This window comes from Rheinheimera tilapiae, assembly GCF_042432165.1.
Lineage (GTDB): Bacteria > Pseudomonadota > Gammaproteobacteria > Enterobacterales > Alteromonadaceae > Pararheinheimera > Pararheinheimera tilapiae.
On record NZ_JBHLXP010000003.1, the window covers coordinates 157,348 to 177,534 of the forward strand.

Sequence of the window (20,187 nt, forward strand, 5' to 3'; positions counted from 1 at the left end):
GTATATCGGGAAATTCTGACCGTTGGTCAAGGTCGGGCGATTGTTGAGCGATGCTGTATTAATCGGGCTGCAGCAATAACCTGACCTGTGCCAGTTCACGGCGGCTGATCTCGGGCTGGACAGGACAATCCCGCAACAGTAAAAGATGCTGCCCATCGGCCGAGCGGCTAATGCCACAGATACGTTCAGCCAGCACCAACGTATTGCGGTGGATACGCACCAGTTGCTGCGGGTACTTTTCCTGCAGCTGTTTCAGACTAGTCTCCGTCAGCGCTTCCCCGCCCTGATAAACCAACCGCACGTACTTATCATCGGCCTGCAGATAAAACAGCTCACTGAGCAGAATACTGCGTTGTTCCAGACCGACGCGAAAACTCAGGCGTGGCGCCTGCAGTTTTTGTTTTTCCAGATGCACCCGCGTGCTGACACCGAGGCGCTCCAGACATAGTTGCAATTGTGCCAGTCCAATCGGTTTTAGCAGATAATCCGCCGGTGCGACCTGATAGGCCGCCAGCGCATGTTGTGGATGTGCGGTGACAAAAATCACCGCCGGCGGTGGCTGAATACGTGCAAGATCAGCGGCGACGCTCAGACCGTCCGCCCCTGGCATTTCGATGTCGAGAAAGACCAAGTCTGGGGTCAAATCGGTACACAACTGCAGTGCCTGCGCGCCATTTTCGGCCTCAGCGACTAACTGATAACCGGGGATCTGGGCCAGCAAGCGACTAAGCCGACTGCGGGCCAAAGGTTCATCATCAACGATCAGCACGCGCATCGGCACTGTCCTTGGGTAGCGGTAAAGTTAACTTTAATCCATAGCTGTCCGGACTCATCACCGCGACGAGCCGGGCGCGATCACCATACATTAATTCCAGCCGGCGGCGGATATTGCTCAGCGCAATGCCATTACCGCCGGAATGCGGGCGTACATCGCCACGCGGATTTTCAATCAACAGACTTACAGCGCCGGAACCGACGGTCAGTTCCAGCCGGATTAAGCCAGGTTCAGAGCGGGTTTCGATGCCGTGGCGAACGGCATTTTCCAGCAGCGGCTGTAATGTCAGACAAGGAATTGTCAGTAGAGGCAACTGCGCAGGCACTCGCCATTCCAACTGCAAGCGATGTTGCAGACGTAGCTGTTCCAATGCCAGATAACGCCGCGCCAATAACAAGTCTTCTTCGAGGGTCACTGCGGTGTCGGAATGTAATGCGGCCCGGAACAAACTGGCCAGGTCCAGTAATGCCTGTTCGGCTTGATCAGGTTGGCTATGCGTCAGCTCGGCGGCGGTATTGAGGCTATTAAACAAAAAATGCGGCCGGATCCTGGCCTGCAGCGCATCGAGTTCAGCACGCGCCTGAGCATCCAACCGCAGCCGCTGCTGCACATACAAAATACCCAGCTGGATCCCAATGACGCCGACCAGTAGGCTCATCAGCAGCACTTGCAGCAAAAAACTGTGATAATCACCGGCGCCCGGCCAACCGGCGCTTTGTAAAAACTGATGGGCAAAAGTGCCAACCACCAGACTGATCAATAATAACAACAGCAGGAAAAACCAAGCCAGTGCCGGCGGACTGAACTGGCGCCAATAGCGTTGAAACAAACACAGCAAAGCCAGTAACGGTAAGGTCACCCAATGCACAAATAAGGAAATCAGACCCAGACGTGACCAGAACTCTGTGGTCACGCCGGGAACCAGCGCAAGCAGAATTGCCAGCGCCTGGGCCAGGATGATGATGCGAAGCACAGTACCACTTCGGCAAAACTCCGGCAGCAGTTGTTCGACCGGCATGCGAGGCGCCTTTGCGCCCCGCTGCGATTGCGCACCGCGTTGCAAATCAGCACCGCGCTGCAGGCCCTTCACTCAGCGCAGCTCCGCCGGTACGGCAAATACGACGTTCTCTTCACGCCCAGGGTGCTCAATCACTTGTTTGCCACCCCAGGCAGTCAGTTGCTGCACCACTTGCTGCACCAGCACTTCAGGCGCTGAAGCTCCGGCTGTGACACCAACAGCTTTCACGTCCTGTAGCCAGGACTGCTGAATATCTTCCGCCGTATCAATCAGGTAGGCACAACAACCCATTTTTTCAGCCAGTTCACGCAGACGATTAGAGTTACTGGAGTTTTTCGCACCAACCACCAATAACAACTGCACTTTGGCAGCCAGTTCGCGCACGGCATCCTGGCGGTTTTGTGTCGCGTAGCAAATATCGTCTTTGCGTGGGCCTTCGATGTCCGGGAACTTCTGCCGCAGCGCATCAATCACATCCGCAGTATCATCGACCGATAACGTCGTCTGGCTGGAGAAGCACAGCTCTGCCGGGTTTTTCACCTGCAGCTTGGCCACATCTTCTACCGACTCGACCAGATAAATGCCGCCTTCCGGATTGTCGTATTGGCCCATTGTGCCTTCGACTTCCGGATGACCGGCATGGCCAATCAGAATACACTCAACGCCTTTGCGGCTGGCGCGGGTGACTTCCATATGCACTTTAGTCACCAGCGGGCACGTAGCATCGAATACTTTGAGACCGCGCTGCTTCGCATTTTCCCGCACCGCCTGTGACACGCCATGCGCAGAGAAAATCACGATATTGCCATCCGGCACTTCATCTAACTCATCGACAAATACCGCGCCACTGCGACGCAGACCATCGACGACAAACTTGTTATGCACCACTTCGTGGCGTACATAAATCGGCGGTTCGTACAGTTCCAGCGCACGGGATACGATGCTGATCGCACGGTCGACACCGGCACAAAAACCACGTGGGTTGGCGAGAAAAATATCCATAATCAGTTGATTACCTGCACAATTTCGACGTTAAAAGTCAGAGTCTGCCCAGCGAGCGGATGATTAAAATCAATAGTGACCGAATCGCCGACCACTTCACGCACCAGTCCGGGCAGTTCGGAGCCGTCCGGCATCGCAAAGCCAATAATCATGCCAACCTGCGCAGGAGCGTCCAGCGAAAACTTGCTGCGATCGACATAATAAATATTGTCTGGATTGGGCATGCCATAAGCATCCTGCGGTTCCAGTGTGAAGGTCTTTTTATCACCGGCTTGCATCCCACTCAGCTCTGCTTCAAAGGCAGGTGATAAAGACCCATCCCCCATCTGCAATTTGGCCGGTTTGTTATGGACGCGGGTACTTTCCGCGGCACTGCCGTCTGAAAGCTTGATATCAAAATGAAAAATGACCGTACTGCCTGCACCAATCATCAATTTGTCCTCGTTTGCGCCGGTTCATCTTCGGACGAAAAACTGTCCCAAATCAGTAAACCCGCACCAATCGTAATGGCACAATCGGCGATGTTAAATATCGGATAGTGCCATTGCTGGTAATACACATGAAGAAAATCAACCACATAGCCGTACAGGCTACGGTCAATTAAATTCCCGATGGCACCGGCGACAATCAGCACCAGCGCCAGGCTGAGTTTCAGCTGCGAGCGCTGCAACCGGCTCAGCCAGACACTGAGTACGCAAGTCACGACAATCGCGATCGCTGTAAACAACCAACGCTGCCAACCGCCGGCATCACCCAGGAACGAGAAGGCTGCACCGTAATTGCGGGCATAAGTAAAATTGAACACCGGCAATAACTGGATGGACTCGCCCAGCGTGAAATTCTGCAAAACCCAGATTTTGCTGAGCTGGTCAGCGACCAGCACCAGCAGCGCTATCCACCAGAAGCGCCAGCCTGTTTCATTGAACAAACGCATCAGGCAAAAGTCCTGTGTTCACCGGCGCCTTCGACGTTGTCGACACAGCGCAGACAAATCAGCGGATGCGCAGGATTTGCGCCCACGTCATGGCGATGGTGCCAGCAACGATCACACTTAGCAGCCGTTGAGGTTTGCACCTGCACAGACAGCCCGGTCAACGCCGTCGCTACTGCATCAGCAGGAGCTGTTTCAACTTTGACCGCCGCGGTCGACGTCATCAACACAAAGCGCAGTTCATCGCCGAGCTGCAGCAATTGTGCGCCAAGCTCGCCTTCTGCATACAGCGTGACTTCAGCCTGCAATGACGCACCGATTTTGCCGTCTTTGCGCGTGACTTCGATAACCTTATTCACTTCGTCCCGCACCGCCAGCAACTGGCGCCAGAACGCGTCCGACACTTTACCGCTTGGTACTGCAGCAAAACCATCGTACCAAACGCCGGTAAAGACAAATGGCTCCGTGCGCGCTGGTAAAGCTTCCCAGATTTCCTGCGCGGTGAAACTCATGATCGGTGCCATCCAGCGCACCATAGCTTCAATGATGTGATACAGCGCGGTCTGACAAGAACGGCGCGCTAAACCATCGGTCTTGGCGGTGTACTGACGGTCTTTGATCACGTCTAAATAGAAGCTGCCCAGTTCCACCGTACAGAAATTCATCATCTTCTGACTGACCAGGTGGAATTGGTAATCAAGGTAATCGGCTTCAATTTCTTTTTGCAATTCAGCCGCGCGCTGCACCATCCACAGATCCAGCTCGACCAATTCATCCATAGGCACTAAATCGGTTTGCGGATTAAAACCATTCAGGTTCGCCAGGATAAAACGGGCGGTGTTGCGAATGCGGCGGTATTTGTCGGCAGCACGGTTTAAGATCTCATCCGACACGGTCATTTCTGAGGTGTAGTCGGTGGTCGCAACCCATAGACGCAGGATATCAGCACCCAGTTTGTTCATCACATCCTGCGGTGAGACCACGTTGCCAAGTGATTTCGACATCTTGCGGCCTTCACCGTCAACGGTGAAACCATGCGTCAGTACTTGCTTGTACGGCGCGTGGCCTTTGATGGCGACGCCGGTCATCAGCGACGACATAAACCAGCCACGGTGCTGATCTGAGCCTTCCAGGTACATGTCGGCCTGCGTCGCGCCGCCGAATTCCGGGCGTGGATCAATCACGCATGCATGCGTCACACCGGAATCAAACCACACGTCCAGCGTGTCGGTCACTTTGACATAATCAGCCGCTTCAGCGCCCAGCAATTCTGCCGCTTCTAAATCAAACCAGGCCTGAATACCAGCCTGCTCGACTTTGACAGCAACCTGTTCCATCAGCGTTTTAGTATTTGGATGCAAGGCACCGGTGTCTTTATGCACGAACAGCGCAATAGGCACACCCCAAGTGCGTTGACGCGAGATACACCAATCCGGACGGCCCGCCACCATGTTTTCAATGCGTTGCTGACCCCAGTCCGGGATCCAGCGGGTATTGTCGATTTCTTTTAAAGACGTGGCGCGCAGACCGGCCTGATCCATGCTGACAAACCACTGCGGCGTTGCACGGAAAATGATCGGCGTTTTGTGACGCCAGCAATGCGGGTAGCTGTGTTTGTAAGCTTTGTGTACCAGCAAAGCGCCGGCTGCTTGTAATGCTTCAACGACAGAATCATTGGCTTTAAACACATGCTGACCGGCAAACAGCGGCGTGTCCGGCAGATAAACGCCGTTGCCACCGACCGGGTTCGCAACTTCCAGACCGTATTTCTGACCTACCACAAAGTCTTCCTGACCGTGACCTGGCGCCGTGTGCACAGCACCGGTACCAGAATCGGTCGTGACATGCTCACCCAATACTACCGGCACAGTGAAGTCGTATAGCGGATGCTGCAGCTGCACCAGTTCCAGTGCTTCACCTTTGGCAAAACCCAGCGCGTGGTATTTCTCAATGCCAGCGCGGGCCATCACGTCTTTGACCAAATCTGTAGCCAGCACCAGGCGCTCTGCGCCATTCGGCCCTGCTTCGACCTGCACCAGGCTGTAGCTTAATGCCGCATTCAGTGCCACTGCGCGGTTAGCCGGAATGGTCCATGGTGTGGTGGTCCAGATCACAATCGAGATTGGGCCTGTACCGGCATGACCGGCCGGATGATCGAATTTATCTGCCACCGCTTCGTCAACGACGCGAAAACGTACGTCAATGGCTGGAGAGACTTTATCCTGATATTCCACTTCGGCTTCAGCTAAAGCCGAACCACAGTCGGTACACCAGTGCACTGGCTTAAAGCCTTGATGTAAATGGCCATTTTCAATGATGCGTGATAAAGAACGAATGATATTGGCTTCAAACGCAAAATCCATCGTGCGGTACGGATTGTTCCAGTCACCGAGCACGCCCAAGCGGATGAAGTCGGTTTTTTGTGCTTCGATTTGCGTCAGTGCGTATTCACGGCATTTTTCGCGAAATTCAGCAGCGGATAACTTCACGCCCGGCTTGCCGTATTTTTTCTCAACAACCAGCTCAATCGGCAGACCATGGCAATCCCAGCCCGGTACATAAGGCGCGTCAAAATCGGCCAAAGTGCGGGATTTCACAATGAAGTCTTTCAGGATTTTATTAACGGCATGGCCGATGTGGATGTTGCCGTTGGCGTACGGCGGGCCGTCGTGCAGGATAAATGTCTTTTTGCCCTTTTTCGCGGTACGGATTTGGCCGTATAAATCGGCCGCCGTCCAGTTCGCTAACATTTGCGGTTCACGCTGCGCCAGATTGGCGCGCATCGCAAAGGCCGTATCCGGCAGGTTCAGGGTATGTTTGTAATCACTCATCCGATAAATCCCGTGTTGGCTGTCGCAAACCGCAGCAGGCGGCGCGGACGTTAAATCTGCGTGGCAAAAAAAGCCCGAGCCGCGTCGGCATCGTGCTGAATTTGCTGCTGTAATTCATCAATCGAACTGAACTTCTGTTCAGCGCGGATTTTTTTCCTCAGCACCACTTCAATTTGTTGGCCATATAAATCGCCTTTAAAATCAAAGAAGTGAGCTTCTAATTGTTCTACACGGCCCTGGACTGTCGGGCGTAAGCCAATATTGGCGACACCGCGAAAATGCCCCAGCGCACAATGCGCTTCGATCGCATACACGCCTTGTAACGGCAATTTTTTCCGATACAACCAGACGTTTGCGGTGGGGAAACCCAGCTGTCGTCCCAGCTTCTGACCATGTCGGACCCGCCCCATCAGCGAGAACGGTCGCCCCAACATTTCGGCAGCGCTGTCGAGTTCATCCGCAGCCAGCGCTTCGCGGATCAGCGTGCTACTGACCCGGTGCTGTGCCAGTTTCAGGCTGGCGGTCGGCGTTAAGCCAAAACCATGCTCCGCCGCGGCTTGTTGTAACAACGCAAAGTTACCGGCGCGGTTTTTGCCAAAACAGAAATCGTCACCGACGATCAAATGCCGTACATCGAGCTTTTCCAGCAATAACTGCCGGATGAAAAAATCGGGTTCCTGGCCGGCAAAAGCCTGATCAAATTTGACGCAGAGCAGCCGATCCAACCCTTGCTGTGCCAGCCAGTGATACTTTTCCCGAAACCGGGTTAAGCGCGCCGGCGCCACTTCAGGCTTAAACAGCTCCAGCGGCTGGGGTTCAAACACCATCACCACTGCCGGCAACTGCAGTTGCCGGGCGATTTGTCTGACCTGCGCCAACACCGCCTGATGCCCCAGATGGACGCCATCGAAGTTGCCAATGGTCAGCACACAACCCCGGTGCTGCGGCAGAATATTCTGCAGGCCACGAATCAACTCCATCCGTTTGCGCTTCTCTGTCTTGCTGTCTAAACGGCCGATTATAACGACATCAGTCGTGACTTTCAGCAACAGATTGCCGTTTCAGGTCGCGCAATCGGACACCGAGCACTGCAAGAGCGACAAAATACAATGGAACCGCAGCCAGGATCACGAATCCGACCGTCTGTGCCCGCACGGCAAAACTACTGTCGCGCAGCATTGCCATGTCTGGTAACAAGTACCAAATGAGCCCCGCCATTGCACTGGCAGCCAACAAAGCACGACCAATCGTAAGTAACGTATGGCGGGATAACTGGTAGATATCGGCTTTCTTAAGGCCCTGATATAACAGCCATGCATTCAGCGCCCCTGACATCGTTGTCGCGAGCGCGAGACCAACATAACTGATAAAAGGCGCTAACATCAGGTTAAATACCATGTTGGCGACCATGGCGATAATGCCAATCCGTACCGGCGTTTTAATGTCCTGCCGCGCGTAAAACGCCGGCGCTAACACTTTAATCAGCATCAACGGCACCAGACCAATGCAATAAGCAATCAGGCTCCAGCTGGCCTGGGTGGCGTCAAAAGCGGTGAATTTACCGTGCGCAAATACCGTCAGCAGGATCGGTTCTGCCAGCGCAATCAGGCCAAACATCGACGGGACACCTAACAAACAAATCAAGCTAATGGACCAGTCGAGCGTGGCACGAAAATCTTTCTGATTATCCAGCGCATGCAGGCGCGACAGGCTTGGCAGGATCACCGTCGCAATCGCAATCCCAAACATACCAAGCGGGAACTCCAGCAGACGATCCGAGTAGTACAGCCAGCTGACCGAGCCGGTTTGCAGGAACGACGCGATAATGGCATCGAGTAACAGATTGATTTGACTGACAGATACGCCAAACAACGCCGGCAGCATCAGCTTGCGGATGCGGATGATATATTCATCGTGCCAGGCCCAGCGCGGCCACACCAACAAACCGGCTTTGGCCAAAAATGGCAGCTGGAATAAAAACTGAAACAAACCACCGAGGAACACCCCCCAGGCCAATGCAGCCGCAGGATCTTCTGTGTAGGGTGTCAGCCACAGCGCAGCGCCGATCATGGCGATATTTAGAAAAACCGGGCTGAATGCAGCCACGGCAAACTTGTTGTAGACGTTCAGCACCGCGCCGGACAAGGCGACAAAAGTGATGAACCATAGATATGGAAAGGTTATTTTCAGTAACACACTGGCTTGCTCGTACTTGGCGGCATCCGGTCCACCACGCAGATAATCTTCAAACCAGCCCATGCCAAACAGCGCCATCAACACCGGCGATCCAAGCATTGCCAGTAAAGTCACCACAGTGACTATCATGCCCAGCGTGCCTGCCGCCTTTGCCATCAGTTCGCGAACGGCATCATCGCCATGCTTAGCTTTGACTTCTGATAGCACCGGCACAAACGCCTGTGAAAATGCGCCTTCAGCAAACAAGCGTCGCAAAAAATTCGGAATGCGATTAACCATCAAAAAGACGTCGGCTGCGGCCCCGGCGCCGAGCACATTGGCGGTCACGACATCACGGACCAACCCAAGGACACGGGAAATAAGGGTCATCACACTGACAATCATGCCGGATTTCAATAACTTCGCAGACAAGGTAAACTCCATGTTTTAGCTGTGACGCTATTGTCACTAAAGCCTCTGCTGAATGCCAGCTTCCTGTGATTTTATTCCGGTCAAATTCCCTGAAAACAGCCGTAAAATGATTTGACACAGGGCGATAAAATAGGCATATTATGCGGCCTTTAAAGAGTCCCGGTTTAGTTTTTAGGAGTGTTACCTTGGCTAACATTAAGTCTGCTAAGAAACGCGCTATTCAATCAGAAAAGCGTCGTCAGCAAAACGCAAGTCAGCGCTCAATGATGCGTACTTTCATTAAGAAAACCTACGCAGCAGTGTTAACTACTGATGCAGTAGCCGCACAAGAAGCGTTCAAGAAAATGGTTCCAATTCTGGACCGTATGGCAGACAAAGGTCTGATCCATAAAAACAAAGCAGCTCGTCATAAGTCACGTTTAAATGCCCACGTTAAGGCATTGGTAACTGCTGCTTAATTGACCAGCTCACAAAGAAACGCCGAAAGGCGTTTTTTTGTATCTGCTGCGTCCTGTCTGCAGGGCCGGCGCTAACGAAGAATTTCGGGATTTTTGGTTTCTACCACTCTTTCCGGCCTTTGTCAGAAACAAAAAACCAGCCTTGCGGCTGGTTTTTTTTATTTCCCCTGACTGACAGCGGACCTGAGGTAACTCCATGTCTGCCTCAGTCCCGCAATAATCAGGCGGTTTTGGCGCAATACAAAGAATGCATTAAGCCAATCACTGCTTCCGCTTCTTTACTGTTCATACTGTAAAACACTGTTTGCGCTTCTTTGCGGGTTTTCACCAGCTTGTTGCGGCGCAACAATGCCAGATGTTGAGATAAAGCAGACTGGCTTAAACCCAGCTTCTCGTTCATCTCGCCAACTGATAATTCACCACTGAGGAGATGGCACAGGATTAACAGACGACGTTCATTCGATACAGCTTTCAGCAGTCTTACCGCTTTAGCTGAATTGTTCACCATATCTTGTAAGTTCATGTTGTTTGCACCGTGCATGTCTAGACGTCTCATTATCTAACAGCCGGGTCACGGCTTACAATAGATTCTTGTGAAATAGTTGCTTATTTTTTCTAATTATTTAACTTTCAAAGTATTTTATTTCTTTCTTGTTCACCTTCGCCAGCGCAGTAAAAATTATCAGGCAAAGGCTTGTAAACCAATCATGGCGCGGCATTCCAGCACCAAAGCGAAAATTATACCGTGCTAATTAAGCAGTTGCACACCAACAAATTGTTAACTTTTGTATGTTTTCGCTTGGCAGAGGCTGCGACTAATCCCATACCAAATGAGTTGCCCCGCACTTCTGTGCCAAAAGCGCACTGTGTTAGATTGGTGCTGCTATCAACTATAAAAATCCAGGAATATGATGAATTCATTAAAACCGCTGTTATTGAGCCTGCTGCTGAGTCCATTGCTCAGTCAGGCCAATCCAAAACCATTAAACGAACAGTTGGCTTATCAGCTGACCGAAAGCCTCACCACTGAAGTGGGACCAAGACTTGCCGGTAGTCCGGGCGATCGCGCATCTGTGGCCTGGGCGACAAAAAACCTGCAGGCACTTGGGTTTGATAAGGTCTGGACCGAAGAATTTGTCACACCTTATTGGCAACGTGGTCAGGCGCGACTGGAAATACTGTCGCCATATCCACAGTCCTTGGTACTGACCGCGCTAGGCGGTTCAGTGGGAACCCCCGCCAATGGCATCGATGCCAGCATTGTGATGTTTGACAGTCTGGAAGCGCTGATTGCTGCTAAACCTGAACAGGTCAAAGATAAAATCGTGTTTATCAATAAAGCCATGACGAAAGATAAATCTGGCTCACAATATGGCAAAGTCGTCGGAGCTCGCGCCAAAGGTGCTGTCGAAGCAGCAAGGTTAGGCGCCAAAGCATTGATTATCCGCTCGGTTGGCACTAGCAGTAACCGTTTTGCCCATACCGGCAAAATGACCTATGACCCGGCAGTACCAAAAATCCCGGCCGTGGCCATTTCGGTGCCTGACGCTCAACAACTGGCCCGGGTACTAACCAAAGCGCCTGAAGCCAAAATCAAGCTACAACTTGACACCCAACAAACTGAAGATGCTGTTAGCCATAACGTGATTGGTGAAATTACCGGCTCAGAACGACCAGATGAAATAGTGCTGATTGGCGCGCATCTGGACTCATGGGATCAGGGCACAGGCGCGTTGGACGATGGCGCTGGAGTTGGTTTGGTGATGGCAACTGCAGCACTGATCAAGCAACAAGGCCAACCAAAGCGGACGATCCGCGTCGTGCTGTACGGCAATGAAGAAGGCGGTTTAGTTGGTGCCCGTGCCTACGCAGCCAAGCATGCGAAAGAGCTGGATAAACATGTGCTGGCCTCTGAATCTGATTTTGGTGCCGGCCGGATCTGGCAATTCTCGACAAAATTTGGCCCGAAATCCTTACCATTTGCCGCCGAAATTCAACGGGAACTGACACCATTGCAGATTCAGCCAGGCAACAATGACGCTTTTGGTGGTCCAGACGTGTCTGTGTTGAAAGCGCTGGGCGTCCCGGTTGTCAGTTTGGAACAGGATGGCTCAGACTACTTTGATTATCACCACACGCCTAATGACACCTTAGATAAGATTGACCCGGCGGCACTGCAGCAAAACCTGCAAGCCTGGATCCGAATGACCAGCAAGGTCGCCAACAGCACTATCGATTTTCGCAAATAATTGGCAGCCCATTACAGCTGTCATGCAGAAAACACCCGGCAATCTCCGGGTGTTTTTTTATGCGGTTAACCAGAAACCCGTTTTGCTGAGGCGTTTGCCGCAGGCCGGCGCTGCAACGCACGTAAAGTCCAGACTTGCAGACCCAGCACTGTCAGAATGACCGCGGAGGGATACATCAGCGTGTTTTCACTGTAAGCCAGCAGTGACAACCCCAAGGTCAGATAACTAAAAGGCAACAACTCATAACACCAAAAAGGCAACATGCCATGGATTTGTGATGATAAACGGTGACGAGTTCGGCGATGCTCAGAACGCACCACCCAGACAACGGCCCCTGCTAACACAAACAATAAGGCCGAAGAGAACGCATAGGGATTTTTCACTGAACATAGAATGGCCAGTCCCAGACTCATATACACATAAGGTAAACTTTCGTATATCCGTTGCGGTATCATCGGCGGCCTCCATTGAAGCTCAAAGCTCTATCTTTGCAGTCTAGCTGAAAGCATGGCAGCTGCCAGTGAGGGGGGCTCTCTGCCGGCATCACAATGAATTACCATAACCGAATGGTCTAGGCCGGCCGGCCTGCGTATAATCAGCCCTAACCCGCATTGGTGATTTGAAGTATCCAAGATGGCAAATGAAGATTTAGATCTGTTTTTACAAGAAATGTCTGGTGTAAAGCGACTGGACGCTGATGTGTTGGCCGATGAAAATGGCGCTGGCGCCCCGACGTTAGCACAATTGGCCAGACGCAAGGCGGCAGAACTCGAAGCAGAATATGACCCAAATTACCTGAGTATGGAATATGTCGATTTGGTCAAACCGGATGATGTGTTGGCATATAAAAAAGATGGGGTGCAGGAAGGGGTTTATAAGAATCTACGGCTCGGTAAATATCAAACCGACGCCACGCTAATGCTGCTCGGTAAATCGCTGGTGGAAGCGCGCTCAGCGCTATCGCAGTTCATCCGTGATTGCCATCAGCGCGGTATTCGCACTTTGTTGATTCATCATGGCATGGGACGCGACAGCAAACCACATCCGGCTATTTTACGCAGTTACACTTTTAAGTGGCTGCAACAGATCCCTGAAGTGCTGGCCTGTCATACCGCATTAAAAGCACAAGGTGGTTACGCTGCGACCTATGTGCTGTTACAGAAAAATGCTGAGCAAAAACGCGAAAATCGCGAGTTGCATCAGAAACGTTGATCGTACTTCAGTAATAAATCCGGTCAGAGCAAGCAGATGATTGCCGCTTCTGCCCGGGTAAATAACGCTGAACAAGCCATCAGGATCACGAGAATGGCGATTGCGGTGAAACCAAAACCACGGCTGGATGCTTTACGCATAGAAGTACCCTTACTGTTATTGTTATCAGGGTGAAAAAAATCTGCACCCAGCTGGTGTCCTGGCCATGTGGCCTGCGTTGATCAAGATGATCAACTGTTCCAAAACTGGGATCACTATCAGTGTAAAGATTTTGCCGTCGGATCACAACAGTTCTAACCATTTGATCCGACGCTTTATTCAGTTCTGTTTAAAACGCGCCAATCTGCTTTGTACAAAAGGGGCATCTAACAACGCAGTCGTATAATCCAGCGGGACTTCAGAAGGCTCAGTCACTGTTTGAAGCAGCACAAAACCGGCTTTCTGGTAAGTCGACAGTGCTGCCGGATGGTCGTCACTACAAGTGTGCAACCATACCCGACCGGCACTCCAACGTTGCGCCTGGGCGATAGCTGCCTGCACTATTGCTCGTCCTAACCCTTGCCCGACAAAAGACGGCAATAAGCCGAAGTATTTCAGTTCAACACTGTTTCCGTCTTCCGGGTGGCGACACAATTCAAAATAGCCCGCTGGCGTCCCACGCTGGTAGAGCACAAAAGTTCGCACATGCCCTGAATTCAAATGTTCGGACCATTGCTGATAAGTCCAACCGAGCCGGCCATACCAACGCCAGAGCGCGCCCACCGCAACGAATAAAAATTGATTAAGTTCCGGGCTTGGCACTTCGGCTTCCAGCAAGCAAACGCCGGCCGGCCATTCTGGTAATGTTAAGGTCGGTCCCTGGTAGTCCAGATGCCAGGTGGTCACCATACGGGGCTCTGCGGTCACATCGTTCATGCTGTTAGCTTTTCCCTTTCAGGTATTTTTTTGGATCCGGGCCAGTAGCGCAGCAATGTGTTGTTGTGCTGCGTCCGTTTGCAGTGATTGAAATTGTTGGCGAAACTCAAAAGCGACGGCATCATCTTGCCGGTCGCAACTGCGTAATTGCAGCATCGACGTCTTGGTTTGCCGCACCAACGCTGTTGGGATCGTCGAAAGGTGCGCGCACAGCAGCTTGGCCCGTGTTACCAGCATTTCCTCGTCAACCAGTTCTTTGACAAAACCCTGCGCCAGCGCATGTTGCGCTGATAACCGCTCGCCGGAAAAAATCATCGCGGCAGCCTGCTGCCAGCCAACCAGCTGCGGCAGCAACCAGGTGTGTCCGCCACCAGGATGGATCGCCAGATTAAAAAACCGGCTTTCGAACCAGGCTTCAGGACTGGCCAGACGAATATCACAAGCCATCGCCAGATTCATACCGGCGCCTAAAGCCGGGCCATTGACCAGCGCGATGGTAAACAGTGGGCTCTGGGCCACCGCGGTAAAGGCAGAATAAATCTGTTGCAGCTCTGTGCCATCACCGTGCGAAGCCTGCTGTAAAACGGACAAATCTGCGCCGGAGCAAAATGCTCCGGCCTGACCGGTCACCGCTAAAGCTTTGACTGCAGAATTATCCAATAATCCCTCTACGGCGCTAGCGATTTCAACTGCAGAAGCTGGGGTTAGCAGATTGCGTTTTTCGCTGCTGACTAAAGTCAGCACAGCCAGATGATCAATAATTTCTAAGGTATAAGCAGCCATCAGTAGCCTCTTGTGCGGTCAACCTGATTCAGCAGTGGCAGACCAGCCTGCACACGGCGGTAGTTTTCAGCGATTTGTGCCACGGCAGTATCGGCGTTGGTCACCGCTGAAATATGCGGAGTCAACAGAATACCTGGCGTAGTCCAGAATGGATGTTCAACCGGCAAAGGTTCAACCCGAAACACATCAAGGCAAGCCGCAGCCAGCTTGCCGGTTTGTAATGCGCAGAGCAAAGCCTCATCATCGACAATAGCGCCGCGCGCCACATTCACCAGAATAGCGCCGGTTTTCAGCTGTGCCAGCCGGGCTTCATTCAACAGATTTTCCGTGGCGCCGGTCAACGGCAATAAACAAATCAGCAGGTCCGCCTCTGCCACAGCTTCAGCAAACTGATGATCGCCGGCAAAACATTGAACACCGTCGATCTGATGCAAACGGCCCGACCAGCCGCTGACCGCATAACCGAGGCCAGCAAAGTGCCGCGCCGCCGCACTGCCGAGCTCACCTAAGCCCAATACCGTAAGATGACGGATTTTGCGTGGTGAACGTGGCTTCCAAAGCTGCTGTTGCTGGTTGGTGCCAAATTCATCAAAGCGTAGCCGGTAATAATTCAGCACAGTATCAAGATATTCCAGCATCGACGCCGTCAGGTGTGGGTCGACGATCCGTGCCAAGGGCAAAGAAGCCGGCAAGGTTAGGTCAGATAAGATGCTGTCGACGCCGGCGCCGAAGGATTGTAACGCTTTAAGGTTGGGTAGCGACGCCACGGCACCGGCAGGCTGCTTCCAAACCACTGCAAATTCCACCGCATCCGGCTGGCTGATCTCCGGCCAAACCTCGATAGTGACGTCAGGCAGCTGTTGTTGTAATGCAGTAACAACAGCATCAAGTTTTCGGTCCGGAATAATCAGCGCGATACTCATGGCAGGCTCAACAGAAAAACAGAGACCTGCATTCTAAACAGGCCAGTCCCTGCCTGACCAGCCCGCCATTGTTACAGCCGGCGGAAATTTCAGCAAACTGCCATAATTCTGTGACCGGACTGTCATACAGCCTGCTTAGCCTAGGCCCACACCAAGACGCAAGTCTGATTAGGCGCCGGGAGCATGGCATGTTAAATGTGGAACAAGTGGTCCAGCGGCATATGCCGCAACTGAACAACAACAGCTGGCTGGCCAAACCGGTCAAAGGCGCATTGAAACATCTGTTACATGAGGATGAGTTTCAGCGTTTTGCTGCTGAATATCCGCATTTATACGGTCTCGACTTTGTCGAACAGGTACTCGATTATTTCTCTTTTCGTTGTCAGGTGCGGGATAACGAACTGGAACGCATTCCGGCTGCCGGCCGTGTCGTCATTATCGCCAATCACCCGATAGGCTCACTGGATGGCCTGGCATTGATTAAGCTGATCAGCGATATCCGGCCTGATGTCAAAGTCGTCGCGAACCAACTCCTTGGCAGCATTGGCCCACTGCGCGATTTATTGTTACCGGTCAATAACATGCAAGGCGGTACTGACCGTCGCTTACTGGACAATATCGGTGCCCACCTCGCCGCTGAAGGCGCTGTGATTATGTTTCCGGCCGGCGAAGTGTCCCGGCTTAAACCCAATGGCGTGCGCGACGGTAAATGGCAAGGTGGCTTCTTACGCTTTGCCCGGGCCGCCAAAGCACCGATCCTGCCGATTTATCTCGACGCGCGAAATTCATTGCTGTTTTATGGCGCCTCCATGTTGTACAAGCCGTTGTCAACGATGCTGCTGGTGCAGGAAATGTTTAAGCAAAAGCATAAACATATGGGCCTGCGCATCGGCGATATGATCCCTTATGACAGCTTTGCCCAGCCTTTGCTTGATCATAAAACTATGGTCAAAGTGTTTAAAAAGCACTTATACCGCCTCGCCAAAGATAAAGCGCCGCTGCTGAAAACCCAGTCGGCCATCGCCCACCCGGAAGACCGGCAAGTGCTGAAAAAAGCCATCAGCCAATGCCCACGCCTTGGTGAAACCGCTGACGGCAAACAGATTTACCTGTACCAGCCCGAACCCAGTTCGGTGTTACTACGCGAAATCGGCCGGCTGCGTGAAATCGCCTTTCGTGCCGTTGGTGAAGGCAGTGGCAAACGCCGTGATACCGACAAATACGACAGCTATTATCAGCAGCTGATTTTATGGGACAACGAAGAGCTGGAAATTGTCGGCGCTTATCGTTTTGCCGAAGTGGCATCTGTCGTAGCCGAGCATGGTCAGCAAGGCCTGTACACGGCGTCGCTGTTCCAGTTCAGCGAACAATTACAACCGGTACTGGCGCAGGGGCTGGAACTGGGCCGCAGTTTTGTCCAGCCAAAATACTGGGGCAAGCGCAGCCTGGATTATCTGTGGTACGGCATCGGCGCTTATTTAAAACAACGGCCGCAGATCCGCTATTTGTTTGGTGGTGTCAGTCTGTCGAATAGCTACCCAAAAGCGGCGCGCGATTTACTGGTTTATTTCTACACCTTGTATTTCAGCCCGGAAGATGACAGCGCCCTGCCGAACCGGCCTTATTCGCTCGACATCACGACGATGCAGCAACTGCAGCAGCATTTTAGCGGCGATAATTACGCCGAAGACTTTGTGCAGCTCAAGCACCTGCTGGCCAATATGGGTCTTGCTGTGCCGACTTTGTACAAGCAATACAGCGAACTGACCGAACCCGGTGGTGTGCAGTTTTTGTCTTTTGGTGTCGACCCTGAGTTCGCCGACTGTATCGATGGGCTGGTGCTGGTAGATATCAGCAAGATCAAAGCGGCAAAACGGGCCCGCTATCTGGGCGACGAATAAAAAAACGCCGGCAAATGCCGGCGTTTTCTTTTAACCACAACAAATTAAATCTGTGGCTGTTTAATCTTCGAGCCGACCAGACCGTAATAACAGATATAAACGTAACAGAATACCGGAACGATGAAGCTCAGCTGCAAACCGATAGTATCTGCCAGCACCGCTTGCAATACCGGCACCAAGGCGCCACCGACGATTGCTGCGCACAACACGCCACTGCCGTTACTGGTGTAGCGGCCGAGGCCTGTCACCGCCAGACTAAAAATAGTCGGGAACATAATCGAGTTAAACAAGCCAACTGCCAGTAATGACCACATCGCTAAGGCACCGCTGCTGACGATAGCAACAATCACCAATGCGGCTGCAACCACGGCTGTGAAAGCCAGTACTTTGCCGGCGGAAACTTTCTGCATCACCGCAGCACCGATGAAACGCCCCACCATGGCACCGCCCCAGTAATAACTCAGGTAAGCCGCAGCCTGAGCTTCCGGCATGCCGGCGATATGTGGCTCGCCTAAGAAGTTCACCAGATAACTGCCAATCGACACTTCGCCACCGACGTAGACAAAAATACCCAAGGCGCCCAGCACCAGATGGCTGTGTTGCCAGGCTGAACCCGGATCAGCATTTACTTTTTCATCAACATGATGCTCTGAGACTGTTGGCAGATTTAACTTGGCAAATATTGCGGCCAACAAGAGTAAAGCGCCTGCAAGCATCAAATAAGGGATCTGTACCGCTTCGGCTTCCTGCAGTTTATGTTCGGCAGTACCGGCTGCTGCGGTCACTGCGCCCATAATCATCAGACCACCAAACCACGGCGCAATGGTAGTACCAAGCGAATTAAACGCCTGCGTCATCGACAAACGGCTCGAAGCCGTTTCAGCTTTGCCAAGTGCAGTCACATAAGGGTTTGCCGCGACTTGTAAAATAGTGATCCCTGCGGCCAGCACAAACAAAGCGCCCAGAAACAACGCATAGGTCTGAGTTGCTGCTGCCGGATAAAACAACACGCAACCACTGGCGGCAATCAACAAACCAATGACAATACCGCGCTGATAACCGGCACGACGCACCAGCAAACCTGCCGGCAGCGACACCAGGAAATAAGCGCCAAAGAAACAGAACTGAATTAACGATGCCTGGGTGTAACTCAGGTCAAACACATTTTTCAGATGCGGGATCAAAATGTCATTCAGACAAGTGATAAAACCCCAGATAAAAAACAAAAACGTCAGGCTGGTCAGGGCAAAACCATGATTCTGCCCGCTGGCGTCGGTTTTATAAGCCTCGCCGGATGGTGTGGTTACTGACATACAATTTCTCTTGTTATGGAAGTGTCTATCCTGTGCATGACTAAAGCGGCCAAAGCGGTCTCTCCCCTCTGTCAGTCAGAACTGACGAAGCCCGCGGCCAGATTTAGCTATTTGTACTATACGCATCAATATCCGGCTTGCAAACACCTCAACCTTGCCATACGTATGTAAGTTTTCAACATTTCAGCCGCTTTATACCTTTTATCGCGCCAGCTTCAACGAAACAGCAAAGTTTGTTTTACATCAAACTTTAGCGCTGCAAAGCGGCTTGTAGCGGCAAAAGCTTGATCCAGCCCAAAGTTTTACCGGTTCAGAAGCGCACAATGGCCGCAGTTAAACAAGACCTGTGTCTCTGAAGGAAAATAACATGAAAACCAAACTGAACCTGTGTGTGCTGGCCCTTGCTGGTTTTACTGCTGCCGCCTCTGCCAATATTTCTGTCAACGTTGGCGCTATCACTGTGGCACCGAATGACAGCAGCAGCTCATTAAACGTGGTGGAAAAAGTTGCCGGTTTACCAACAGGATCAACGGCAGTCTCTGTCGACAACAACACCCAACTGGGCCTGACTATCGATTATAAAATTGATAAAAATTGGACCGCTGAACTGATTGCTGCAACGCCATTCAGCCACGACATCGCCGTAAAAGGTTCAGCGATTGATGGCCTGGCAATTGGTAACACCAAACACTTGCCGCCAACTTTAGTCGCGCAGTACCATTTTGATATGGGTAACAGCAACTTCGACCCATTCGTAGGCGTCGGTCTGAACTACACCAAATTCTTCGACGAATCAGCATCAGGTGCGTTAAAAACCACGCTGCAAGCGCTGAAAGTCACCACAGCTTCTGATGACGTTGACCTGAAGTTAAAAGCGAGCTGGGGCCTGGCGCTGCAAGCCGGTTTTAACTACAAACTGAGCGATAACTGGGGCGCCCACTTTGCGGTCAGCAAAATGGATATCGACACCACCGGTGAAGTGCGGGTCAATGACAAAGTGATCCAGAGCGTCGACGTGCAAATCGACCCATGGGTCTACATGGTTGGCGTGCGCTGGAGCATGTAATCAAGAATTTATCCTGCGGCAAACGGGATAAAACGCAGGCAGGCAGCCAGTGTAGCAGCACGGACGGTGCAGAATAAGGGGGAACAAAACAGCGGCTTTGCCGCTGTTTTTATATCCAGGATGGATGGTATGCCGGAAATGCATGGAGCAATTTTCGGCGATGTCCAGGATGGATGGTATGGTGAAACAGGGATCTCAAAAAC

General features: G+C 52.1%; 19 protein-coding genes. 5 read left to right on the plus strand and 14 right to left on the minus strand.

Annotated elements, in window-relative coordinates; genetic code table 11:
- Positions 1-58 precede the first annotated feature (58 nt).
- From ACFFJP_RS11655 to murJ, 8 genes are all read right to left on the minus strand, one after another.
- Positions 59-775, minus strand: a complete 717-nt coding sequence (locus tag ACFFJP_RS11655; RefSeq protein ID WP_377243900.1) for a LytR/AlgR family response regulator transcription factor — start codon at positions 773-775, stop codon at positions 59-61.
- Positions 756-1,793, minus strand: a complete 1,038-nt coding sequence (locus ACFFJP_RS11660; protein WP_377243903.1) for a sensor histidine kinase — start codon at positions 1,791-1,793, stop codon at positions 756-758. Before ACFFJP_RS11660 ends, ACFFJP_RS11655 begins: the two co-directional genes overlap by 20 nt.
- A 72-nt stretch (positions 1,794-1,865) precedes the next feature.
- Positions 1,866-2,795, minus strand: coding sequence for a 4-hydroxy-3-methylbut-2-enyl diphosphate reductase (ispH, locus tag ACFFJP_RS11665; protein ID WP_377243906.1), 930 nt, complete (start codon positions 2,793-2,795; stop codon positions 1,866-1,868).
- A 2-nt stretch (positions 2,796-2,797) separates the two neighbouring features.
- Positions 2,798-3,226, minus strand: coding sequence for an FKBP-type peptidyl-prolyl cis-trans isomerase (fkpB, locus tag ACFFJP_RS11670; protein WP_377243909.1), 429 nt, complete (start codon positions 3,224-3,226; stop codon positions 2,798-2,800).
- The gene (gene lspA / locus ACFFJP_RS11675) at positions 3,226-3,729 is read right to left on the minus strand and encodes a signal peptidase II (RefSeq protein WP_377243912.1); all 504 of its coding nucleotides are present in this window, start codon (positions 3,727-3,729) and stop codon (positions 3,226-3,228) included. Before lspA ends, fkpB begins: the two co-directional genes overlap by 1 nt.
- Positions 3,729-6,557, minus strand: a complete 2,829-nt coding sequence (gene ileS / locus ACFFJP_RS11680; RefSeq protein WP_377243915.1) for an isoleucine--tRNA ligase — start codon at positions 6,555-6,557, stop codon at positions 3,729-3,731. The genes lspA and ileS overlap by 1 nt, the downstream gene beginning before the upstream one ends.
- A 50-nt stretch (positions 6,558-6,607) precedes the next feature.
- Positions 6,608-7,537 carry a bifunctional riboflavin kinase/FAD synthetase gene (gene ribF, locus ACFFJP_RS11685; RefSeq protein WP_377243918.1) on the minus strand — a complete coding sequence of 310 codons (930 nt, stop codon included), beginning with the start codon at positions 7,535-7,537 and terminating at the stop codon, positions 6,608-6,610.
- 49 nt (positions 7,538-7,586) lie between these two features.
- Positions 7,587-9,164 carry a murein biosynthesis integral membrane protein MurJ gene (gene murJ, locus ACFFJP_RS11690; protein ID WP_446686828.1) on the minus strand — a complete coding sequence of 526 codons (1,578 nt, stop codon included), beginning with the start codon at positions 9,162-9,164 and terminating at the stop codon, positions 7,587-7,589.
- A 185-nt stretch (positions 9,165-9,349) separates the two neighbouring features.
- Here murJ and rpsT point away from each other — a divergent pair, with 185 nt between their 5' ends.
- Complete coding sequence (gene rpsT / locus ACFFJP_RS11695; RefSeq protein ID WP_208931732.1) at positions 9,350-9,622, plus strand: 30S ribosomal protein S20; 273 nt, start codon at positions 9,350-9,352, stop codon at positions 9,620-9,622.
- 220 nt (positions 9,623-9,842) lie between these two features.
- On the opposite strand, the gene ACFFJP_RS11700 is transcribed toward rpsT, so the two are convergent.
- A complete protein-coding gene (locus ACFFJP_RS11700) occupies positions 9,843-10,145 on the minus strand; it encodes an ArsR/SmtB family transcription factor (protein WP_031567555.1) in 303 nt (100 codons plus the stop codon).
- 388 nt (positions 10,146-10,533) lie between these two features.
- Here ACFFJP_RS11700 and ACFFJP_RS11705 point away from each other — a divergent pair, with 388 nt between their 5' ends.
- Positions 10,534-11,871 (plus strand): M20/M25/M40 family metallo-hydrolase, encoded by a 1,338-nt coding sequence (locus ACFFJP_RS11705; protein ID WP_377243922.1) that lies wholly within the window; start codon positions 10,534-10,536, stop codon positions 11,869-11,871.
- Between the two features lie 65 nt (positions 11,872-11,936).
- Here the strand turns inward: ACFFJP_RS11705 and ACFFJP_RS11710 are convergent, their stop codons facing one another.
- Entirely contained in the window at positions 11,937-12,326 is a 390-nt protein-coding gene (locus ACFFJP_RS11710; protein WP_377243925.1) for a hypothetical protein, read from the minus strand.
- Positions 12,327-12,504: 178 nt separating this feature from the next.
- Here ACFFJP_RS11710 and smrA point away from each other — a divergent pair, with 178 nt between their 5' ends.
- On the plus strand, positions 12,505-13,083 hold the full coding sequence (gene smrA / locus ACFFJP_RS11715) for a DNA endonuclease SmrA (protein WP_208931734.1): 579 nt from the start codon (positions 12,505-12,507) through the stop codon (positions 13,081-13,083).
- Positions 13,084-13,401: 318 nt separating this feature from the next.
- On the opposite strand, the gene ACFFJP_RS11720 is transcribed toward smrA, so the two are convergent.
- Genes ACFFJP_RS11720 through ACFFJP_RS11730 form a run of 3 tightly spaced genes read right to left on the minus strand, consistent with a single transcriptional unit; the run spans position 13,402 to position 15,704 of the window.
- A complete protein-coding gene (locus ACFFJP_RS11720) occupies positions 13,402-13,998 on the minus strand; it encodes a GNAT family N-acetyltransferase (RefSeq protein ID WP_377243928.1) in 597 nt (198 codons plus the stop codon).
- Between the two features lie 18 nt (positions 13,999-14,016).
- Complete coding sequence (locus ACFFJP_RS11725) at positions 14,017-14,781, minus strand: enoyl-CoA hydratase-related protein (protein ID WP_377243931.1); 765 nt, start codon at positions 14,779-14,781, stop codon at positions 14,017-14,019.
- Positions 14,781-15,704, minus strand: a complete 924-nt coding sequence (locus ACFFJP_RS11730) for a 2-hydroxyacid dehydrogenase (protein WP_377243934.1) — start codon at positions 15,702-15,704, stop codon at positions 14,781-14,783. Before ACFFJP_RS11730 ends, ACFFJP_RS11725 begins: the two co-directional genes overlap by 1 nt.
- Before the next feature lie 188 nt (positions 15,705-15,892).
- Between ACFFJP_RS11730 and olsF the strand changes: the two genes are divergently transcribed.
- Positions 15,893-17,605, plus strand: a complete 1,713-nt coding sequence (gene olsF / locus ACFFJP_RS11735; RefSeq protein WP_377243937.1) for a bifunctional ornithine lipid synthase OlsF — start codon at positions 15,893-15,895, stop codon at positions 17,603-17,605.
- A gap of 44 nt (positions 17,606-17,649) precedes the next feature.
- Here olsF and ACFFJP_RS11740 read toward each other — a convergent pair whose 3' ends face one another.
- Complete coding sequence (locus ACFFJP_RS11740; RefSeq protein WP_377243940.1) at positions 17,650-18,918, minus strand: sugar MFS transporter; 1,269 nt, start codon at positions 18,916-18,918, stop codon at positions 17,650-17,652.
- Positions 18,919-19,285: 367 nt separating this feature from the next.
- Between ACFFJP_RS11740 and ACFFJP_RS11745 the strand changes: the two genes are divergently transcribed.
- Positions 19,286-19,984 (plus strand): OmpW/AlkL family protein, encoded by a 699-nt coding sequence (locus ACFFJP_RS11745; protein ID WP_377243943.1) that lies wholly within the window; start codon positions 19,286-19,288, stop codon positions 19,982-19,984.
- Positions 19,985-20,187 lie beyond the last annotated feature (203 nt).